The sequence below is a fragment of the Dehalococcoidia bacterium genome (genome assembly GCA_030648205.1).
Classification (GTDB): Bacteria; Chloroflexota; Dehalococcoidia; order JAUSIH01; family JAUSIH01; genus JAUSIH01.
In genome coordinates this window covers 1-8,110 of sequence record JAUSIH010000024.1, presented here as the reverse complement: position 1 = coordinate 8,110, position 8,110 = coordinate 1, and the positions used below count along the sequence as shown (strand labels likewise).

General features: G+C 62.1%; 7 protein-coding genes. 2 read left to right on the top strand and 5 right to left on the bottom strand.

The window, feature by feature from the left end; genetic code table 11:
- The 4 genes from Q7T26_02715 to Q7T26_02700 form a co-directional block, all read right to left on the bottom strand.
- On the bottom strand, positions 1-818 hold an 818-nt coding region (locus tag Q7T26_02715; GenBank protein MDO8531069.1), incomplete at its 3' end, for a uroporphyrinogen-III synthase.
- Complete coding sequence (locus Q7T26_02710) at positions 815-1,186, bottom strand: Rieske (2Fe-2S) protein (GenBank protein MDO8531068.1); 372 nt, start codon at positions 1,184-1,186, stop codon at positions 815-817. The genes Q7T26_02710 and Q7T26_02715, both read right to left, overlap by 4 nt.
- A gap of 8 nt (positions 1,187-1,194) precedes the next feature.
- Positions 1,195-3,642, bottom strand: coding sequence for a nitrite reductase large subunit NirB (gene nirB / locus Q7T26_02705; GenBank protein ID MDO8531067.1), 2,448 nt, complete (start codon positions 3,640-3,642; stop codon positions 1,195-1,197).
- Between the two features lie 12 nt (positions 3,643-3,654).
- On the bottom strand, positions 3,655-5,742 hold the full coding sequence (locus tag Q7T26_02700; protein ID MDO8531066.1) for a molybdopterin oxidoreductase family protein: 2,088 nt from the start codon (positions 5,740-5,742) through the stop codon (positions 3,655-3,657).
- A gap of 265 nt (positions 5,743-6,007) precedes the next feature.
- Here Q7T26_02700 and Q7T26_02695 point away from each other — a divergent pair, with 265 nt between their 5' ends.
- Positions 6,008-6,169 (top strand): hypothetical protein, encoded by a 162-nt coding sequence (locus Q7T26_02695; GenBank protein ID MDO8531065.1) that lies wholly within the window; start codon positions 6,008-6,010, stop codon positions 6,167-6,169.
- Between the two features lie 198 nt (positions 6,170-6,367).
- Here Q7T26_02695 and Q7T26_02690 read toward each other — a convergent pair whose 3' ends face one another.
- Entirely contained in the window at positions 6,368-7,537 is a 1,170-nt protein-coding gene (locus Q7T26_02690; GenBank protein ID MDO8531064.1) for an ice-binding family protein, read from the bottom strand.
- A gap of 191 nt (positions 7,538-7,728) precedes the next feature.
- Between Q7T26_02690 and Q7T26_02685 the strand changes: the two genes are divergently transcribed.
- Positions 7,729-8,110: response regulator transcription factor (locus tag Q7T26_02685; protein MDO8531063.1), on the top strand; the 382-nt coding region annotated here is incomplete at its 3' end.

The following is an 8,110-nucleotide window of genomic DNA, read 5'->3' as shown; positions in this document are numbered from 1 at the left end:
AGAGGATGTTGCTCGATGTAGCGCGCCAGCGCAACGACCATATGCCCCATCTTCGGGTGCTCGGGGACAACGCGCGGTGTCACGGCAAGTTTCTTGAGCGCCGCGGCGCACGTGGGCCCGACCGCCGCTACGACAGTCCGCGTGTTGAGCGCCTGGGCCAGAGCGTCGGCTTGCGCCGTCTCCTCGGCTACGCGGAAGAGGTGTCGCGCCTGGGCCTGGCTCGTGAAGGCGACGGCGTCCACGCGCCCAGCTATGATTTCGCTGACGAGCTCACGCAACGGCCCTGTGTCTTCGGGCATGCGCCACTCATACAGACACAGCTCCTGAAGCCGCGCGCCGCGCGACAGCAGGGATTCGGCAAGCGAGGCGCTGCGCTCTCCGTAGTGGACCACCGCGACGCCCTTATGCGCCACATCCAGTCCTGACAACGCGTCCAGCAACTCCGCCGTGGTGTAAGGCTCGGCGATAGCAATCGACACACGGACGCCGCGGCGCATGAGAGCGCCGGCGGGCTTCGGGCCGCGGCATACCATCGTCACACGCCGCAAAGACTCCAGAAGGCTCTCTAGACGCTTCTGCCGTTCCGCTTCACGGCAAAGCGCCTCGACGCCCACTCCCGTCGTGAAAACGACAATGCCGCAGAGACCACCAGCCAGGTTGTCAATGAGCGCCGCTGCGTCCTCGGCGCAGTCCACGACGCTTTCGCGTACCGCTTGAACACAATAGGGCTCGCCGCCGTTGCGCCGCACGAGCGCCGCCGCCTCCGCGCTCATGCGCGTTTCCAGCAGGGCGACGCGCGCGCCGTCAAGTCCGCTCATGGCTGCTTTCCCTCCCGACTTGAAGGTCGTTGCCCTTCGATGCTGAGCAGAATATCGCCGTCCGCGCTAAGGCTGACGGGATACGTCTTAAGCGCCTTGCAGGTGTGACCCAACGGGGCGCCTGTCGCAAGGTCGAACGTGTAGGAATGGAGCGGGCAGACTATCTTTCCCGCGCCCATGATGCCATCCGCGAGCGGGCCGGCCTTGTGGGTGCAGAGCGCCTGTGTCGCGAATACCTGGCCATCACGGGCGCGGAAGACGGCCACCGGCACATTGCCAATCTGGAATCGCCGGCCCTCACCCGGTGGAATCTGCTCAATCGGCCCGAGGTTGAGCGTGCGGTCAGTTGACGGCGGTGCACTGATCATGCGTCCCCCTAGCGCCCGGCAACCGCGACGGTGCCTGCGAACTGGTTGGGATGCACCGGCTTCCGTGACTCCGTCCAGGGGTCGTCGTAGGCGTCCACCGCGGCCTGGATGTCCGCGTCCAGCCTTGCACAGATACCGTCGGCGTCGTCGACAAGCAGGCGGCGCAGCGCGTCTATGCCTGTGCGCTCCACGAAGTCGTACGTGCGCTCAAGGTACTTCCCGTTCTCTCTGTAGTACTGCATGAAGCGGCCCATGCATTTGAGAACATCGTCTTGGGAATCCACAATGCACAGAACGTCGCCCTTACGGACGCGGGAGCCCGCCGCGCCGCCGATATACACCTCCCACTTGCCGCCCTCGATCGCCACGGCGCCGATGTCCTTCGTGGTGGCCTCCGAGCAGTTGCGGGGGCAGCCGGCTGTCGCCAGCTTCATCTTGTGCGGCGACTCGATGCCCTGGAACCGTTTCTCTATCTTGATGCCGAGTCCGGTGCTATCACCGACGCCATACCGGCAGAAGTCCGTCCCCACGCAGGTCTTGCACGTGCGGAATGCTTTGGTGTACGCGTGTCCGGAGGGCATACCCAGGTCATTCCAGACATCAGGCAGTTTTTCTTTCGGAATGCCCAGGAGGTCAATGCGCTGGCCTCCTGTGATTTTCACCATGCGCGCGTTGTACTTCTCCGCCACGTCCGCGATGCGCCGGAGTTGCTCCGGCGAGGTGACGCCGCCATAGATGCGCGGGATGACGCTGAACGTTCCGTCCTTCTGGATGTTGGCGTGCACGCGGTCATTAATGAACCGCGCGTCACGTTCGTCCTCGTATTCCTTGCCCCATACGGTCTTCAGCAGGGAGGCGAGGCCCACCTTGCTGCCGAGGTCTTCCCTGCCCCCGGCCAGCCCTTTGAAGACCGCCGAGACGCTGCGAAGGTCTTGCTCCCTGACGGCTTTAATAAGGGCGGGCTTCGTGAGCGCGACACCGGGCACGTAGTAGTGGGCCGCCGGGTCTTCTTCCACAGCGCCGTCACACGCGAACGCCACCACGGCCTGGACCTGCGGCTTGCAGGAACCGCAGCCCGTGCCCGCACGCGTCGCGTCACACACCGCCTTGACCGTGCGACAGCCCGCCTTCACCGCAGCGACGATCTTGCCTTTTGACACGCCGTTGCAGTTGCATATCTGAGCAGTGTCCGGAATCTCCGCCACGCTGGGCGTCTTGGCCTCTCCCGACATCGGGAAGAGTAACTCCGAGCGGTCGTCCAGCATCGGGTCTTCACGATCGAAGACCTGGAGCAGACGCGGCGCGGCCAGCCCGTCCCCCAGAAGGATCGCCCCGGCGAGCCGTCCCTCCCGCACGATGAGCTTCTTGTAGACGCCGCGTGATGGTTCAACGTAGGTCACAACCTCATCGTCTTCCCGCTTCGGGTCTTTGTCACCCATCACCGCCAGCTCTATACCCATGACCTTCAGCTTGGTGGACACGCGTGACCCCGTGTAGAGAGCGCGCTTGTTGCCGCCGGTGAGGACATCCGCGAGGACACGCGCCTGCTCCCAAATCGGAGCGACGAGGCCATAAACCTGCCCGCGATGTTGCGCGCATTCACCAATGGCATAGACATTCGTATCGTTCCGGCACGAGAGGTCATCGTGCACGACTATGCCGCGTTCGACAGTGAGGCCGGACTGCTTGGCCAGATCGACGTTCGCCCGGATGCCCGCCGAGATGACCACCATGTCGCAGTCCAGTTTGGACCCGTCCTTGAAGGCCAGGCCTGTCACGGCGTCATCACCCAGGACGGCCGTAGTGAACTTCTCCAGAAGAATCCGCACGCCCATCTTCTCAAGAAGGCGGTGGAGCATGCCTCCGGCAAGGGCGTCAAGCTGGGCCTCCATCAGATAAGACATGAGATGCACCACATGGACCTCAAGCCCTCTGTTGAGCAAGCCACGCGCGGCTTCCAGACCCAGAAGGCCGCCGCCTATGACCGCCGCCCTGCGAGCCTTGCCTGCGTACTTGATCATTCGGTCGCAGTCATCCAGCGTGCGGAAGGCGAAGACGCCTGGCTTGAATTCTCCGGACTGGTCATACAGGCCCCCCATTGGCGGGACGAAGGCGCTACTGCCAGTGGCGATCACCAGCTTGTCGTATGCCGCCGTCACTCCACCGGGCGCATAGACCTTCTTGGACAGTCTGTCAATCCAGCCTACGCGCACTCCTGCGTGCAGCTTGACACCGTTCTCTTCGTACCACCCGAGCGAGTTGAGGAAGATGTCTTTGGGATCATGCGAGCCCGCCATGACACTGGATAGCAGAATACGGTTGTAGTTGCCGTAAGGCTCCTCACCGAACATGGTGATGCTGAAACGGTCGCGCCCCCCGCGCGCCAGCACATCCTCAACGAAGCGCGCCCCAGCCATGCCGTTGCCTACTACCACAAGCTGCTGCTTTGTTATCATGGCTGCCTCCCTTTATCGCTCCGGCTGCTCAATGCGCACGGCGCAAACCTTAAACTCCGGCATCCGGCTGACAGGGTCCAGGGCCGGGTTCGTCAGCCGGTTTATCGCCTGAGCGCCTCCCCAGTGGAAGGGCACAAAAATGGTGTCGTCGCGTATGGCTGACGTAACCTTCACCTTGAATACGGCCGAGCCGCGCCGTGTCACCAGAGTCACCGCGCTCCCGTCCGCGACGCCATAGCGTTTTGCCGTGGCTGGGTGCATCTCAGCCAGCGGCTCCGGCGTCATTTCCTGAAGTTGCGCCACGCGACGTGTCTGCGTGCCGGACTGGTACTGAGCCAGCACGCGGCCGGTGGTGAGATAGTGTGGATACTCAGAGTCCGGCGATTCCGCTGGAGGCTGGTGACGCACCGCATGAAAACGCGCGCGTCCACTGGATGTCGGGAACCCGTCAGTGAACAAGCGCGGCGTTCCCGGGTGGTCCTCCGACGGGCAGGGCCAGAACACACCCTGGTTGGCATCAATCTTCTCATACGTGATACCAGAGTAGTCCGCAATGCCGCCGGCGCTGGCCCGCCGCAGTTCCTCGAATATGTCACGCGGGGTCGCGAATTGGAAGGCCCTGCCCTTACCCAGGCGATCGGCCAAGCTGCACAAGACTTCGATATCGGTGCGCACACCCGAAGGCGGATCGAATGCGCGCCGGCGTAGAATGACCCGCCCCTCTAAGTTGGTCATCGTCCCTTGCTCTTCCGCCCACTGAGCGGAGGGGAGGACGACGTCCGCCAATTGCGCCGTCTCGGAGAGAAAGAAATCAGACACCACGAGGAAGTCCAGGGCGTCCAGCCGTTCTTCCACGTGCCGTGCGTTGGGCGCCGAAACCACGATGTTCGAGCCGAGCACGAGCAGCGCGCGAATACCCCCTTCGCGTCCCGCCGCATCGAACATCTCGTACGCCGACTTGCCCGGCCCGGGAATCTCGTCTTCACCCACGCCCCAGACGGCCGCCATGTGCCGCCGAGCGGCCGGATCGTCTATCCTTCGATACCCGGGCAACTGGTCAGCCTTCTGGCCGTGCTCGCGGCCACCCTGACCATTGCCCTGGCCGGTGATGCACCCATAGCCGCTGAAGGGCCGCCCCACCAGTCCTAGCGCAAGCGCGATGTTGATGTACGCGAGGGTGTTGTTCACACCCTGCGCCTGCTGCTCGGCGCCGCGCGCGGTAAGGACCATGGCCGTCTTTGCTGAGGCCAGCATCCGCGCAGCGCGCAGCAGGTGCGCTTCCGGCACGCCGGTGACCCGCTCGACGCGCTCCGGCCAGTAGGCTGCGGCGACACTCCTGACCTGGTCGAATCCCTCGGTCCGTTCCCGGACGTATTCGGTGTCGATGAGATTGTCGCGCACGAGGATATGGAATATCCCGTTGGCGAGAGCGGCGTCCGAGCCGGGCGTGAGGGACAGATGCAGAGCAGCCTCACGCGCAGTCACGGAGCGGCGCGGATCAGCGACAATGAGCTGTCCGCCGTTCGCCCGCTGCTGCTCAAAGTACCGCATGAAGGGCGGCATGGTCTCCGCCATGTTGCCGCCCGCAAGCAGGACCACCTCAGCATAAGCAATATCTTCCATGGGAAACGGCAGGCCGCGATCAACACCGAATGCCCTCATGCCCGCCGCCGCGCCGGATGACATGCAAAAGCGGCCGTTGAAGTCGATGTTGGATGTGCCCAGCGCCACGCGGGCGAATTTGCCCAGCAGATATGCCTTCTCGTTCGTCAGCGAGCCTCCGCCGAACACGCCGACGGCGTCGCGCCCATAGTGCGCCTGGGTATCAATGAAGGCGCGGGCGATGCGATCAAGCGCGGTGTCCCATGTAGCCTGTTCCAAGTTGCCGCGGGTACTTCTGATCAGGGGATACAGAAGACGGTCGGAATGCGCCAGCGTCTCGGCGGCGGTCCAGCCTTTGACGCAAAGCGCCCCTTTACTGGCGGGGCAATGCGGGTCTCCGGACACAACGGCGTTTTCGCGGGAGCCGCCCAGCAGCATCCCGCATTGCAGTGCGCAATAGGGGCAGTGAGTCGCCGTTGGACGTTGGACAGGCCGCATCTCAGAACCATGCCCGTTCATGACAAGATATAATCAGATTAGACGAGGCAGGTTGCCGACGAATTACGCAACGGTTACTGTCCGGTTACGATTGTGTAAAGGGCGTGTGAAGCCTGTCGCCGCGGCGTGGGGTCAGGAACGAGAGCGAGATAAGGCTGGACGCTAGCAGAACAAACCACTCCGGCTTGTCACTACCTCTATGTATTACTCCAAAGGCGCCCAAGCGGGTGTATTGGGTGGAGTTCAAAGAGACGCAGGACGGGACATGCTTGCGGCGACAGCCAGCCTGCGCACCAAACAGGCCACCGAGTTGATGGCAATGCTGACGCGCTCCGGATACGAGTGCGACGGCGTGCAGGTGGACTTGGAAGTTGGAGCACGGGGCGCGGACGGGACCATTCAAATGGCCATTGACATACTGGGCTAGACGATCCCCCACACGCCGCTACGGCAACCGCAATACTCACAAACGCTGTGACCAGGATACAAGCCTTTTCATGCGTGTTCCCACCCTTGCGCCGAAGTCATCTATTGATATCTGCGTTGATATATGCGTCATCTCGATTTGAACATGGGCAGGGCCGGTTACCTGATTATTTCCGCGTCCACAAGTCCGAGGAGGATGCTAGGGCGTTACCCGGTTGGCGTCCATTGTAACTGCGGTCTGTGCCAGCGCTCTGCCATTCAGCGTTGCGCCGGTCTTCATCTCAATCAGCGTTCGACTCAGAATAACTCCCTTGAAGGCAGCCGTCGTTTCAAGGGTCGCCTGGCCGGCGACCTGCCAGAAGATGTTCTTAGCCTGCGCGCCGCCGTTCAGAGTAACAATAGCGCCGTTGCCCACGGCGAGGTTTCCCGCTATCTGGAAGATCCAGACATCATTTGCGCCGCCCGTGAGACTGACACCATTGGTTATTATGACCCCGGTCCCCCACTTATACAGGCCCGGAGCGAGAGCCTTTCCGCTAATATCTCCGGCGCCTAGTTCAGTAGCATCAGGTAATGTCCGTCCAGCGGCGTCGGTGTACGCGGTTTCCATGTCGCTTACAGCCGTGGTCATTTTAGATGGAGTTGGTGCCGTATAGTCGGCTGCATATACACTTCCGGTCACTAGAGATGACGTCGAAGAAGTATTCGAGGAATCCATTATTAACCCAAGTCCTGTGATGGCAGTGCTGTCGATTGGACTCACTCCAATATCTCCAACAATTGAGGTGGTCCCAGTGGCTGAGATTCCCGATTTTGCTAGAATCACGAAATTGCCGGCCGATCCCAGCGCGACGGGCGCTCGACCCGCCAAGGGTGTAGGTCTAGGTGTGGGAGTAGCCGCAGGCACAGCCGTTGCCGTGGGGGTAGCCACCGCAGGCACAGCCGTTGCCGTGGGCGTAGCCGCCGCAGGCACAGCCGTCGCCGTCGGCGTAGCCACCGCAGGCACAGCCGTCGCCGTGGGCGTAGCCGCAGGCACAGCCGTTGCCGTGGGCGTAGCCGCCGCAGGTATGACCGTCGCCGTCGGCGTAGCCGCCGCAGGCACAGCCGTTGCCGTGGGTGTAGCCACCGCAGGTATGACCGTCGCCGTGGGCGTAGCCACCGCAGGCACAGCCGTCGCCGTGGGCGTAGCCGCCACAGGTATAACCGTCGCCGTGGGCGTAGCCGCCGCAGGCGCAGCCGTTGCCGTGGGCGTCTGGGTAAGTGCGGGAGTCGGTGCGGGACTAGAGCACGCGACCGTTAGTAGAGAAAGGATCAGTGCAGTTACCACAACCAAAGGGATTGTTACCCTACTCTTCGTATTAGTCAGCATGAATCCCCTTCTTTTAAATACCTGTTCCCCAAGGCATGTCCCGAGTATGCACCTTGTCTTCCGGGGCCAGAAGCCTCTCCGGATGGTATTGGACTACTCTATAAGTGCTGTGTCGCTAATCTACATGGGCGTTGCGAATGGGACTGTGGGGGGATATAATGGTACCCGAAAGTGCTTAAGGAGGTCATCCAATGGTGGGGCATAAGACAACTCCTAAGACTCTTCGGGTCCTTCTGATCGGATTCAATCCGGTTGTCCGGGAGGGCTTGCTGGCTATCCTGAGTAAAGACGAGCGAATTAGCGTGATGGGACATTATGAGGATGGCCATGCAGCTCTTCTGCAGATGAAACGGGCATCTGCCCAGGGGCAGCCCATAGACGTGGTGTTGACTGAAACGCGGAACAGCCATGTGGATGGCGTGCAGGCGACGAGGCTGATCAAGGAAGAATTCCCCGCAGTGGCCGTCCTGGTGCTGACGGAGTTCGATAACGATTCCAATGTCATTGACGCCATCGAAGCGGGCGCGGGGGGGGTACATCTTTCTCAAGGACATGATCCCGGAAACGCTGCTG

What these genes read in the sequence shown, in the direction of transcription:
- Q7T26_02710 (MDO8531068.1), bottom strand. Translation starts at nt 1,186, where the DNA reads ATGATCAGTGCACCGCCGTCAACTGACCGCACGCTCAACCTCGGGCCG.
- nirB (MDO8531067.1), bottom strand. Translation starts at nt 3,642, where the DNA reads ATGATAACAAAGCAGCAGCTTGTGGTAGTAGGCAACGGCATGGCTGGG.
- Q7T26_02700 (MDO8531066.1), bottom strand. Translation starts at nt 5,742, where the DNA reads ATGCGGCCTGTCCAACGTCCAACGGCGACTCACTGCCCCTATTGCGCA.
- Q7T26_02695 (MDO8531065.1), top strand. Translation starts at nt 6,008, where the DNA reads ATGCTTGCGGCGACAGCCAGCCTGCGCACCAAACAGGCCACCGAGTTG.
- Q7T26_02690 (MDO8531064.1), bottom strand. Translation starts at nt 7,537, where the DNA reads ATGCTGACTAATACGAAGAGTAGGGTAACAATCCCTTTGGTTGTGGTA.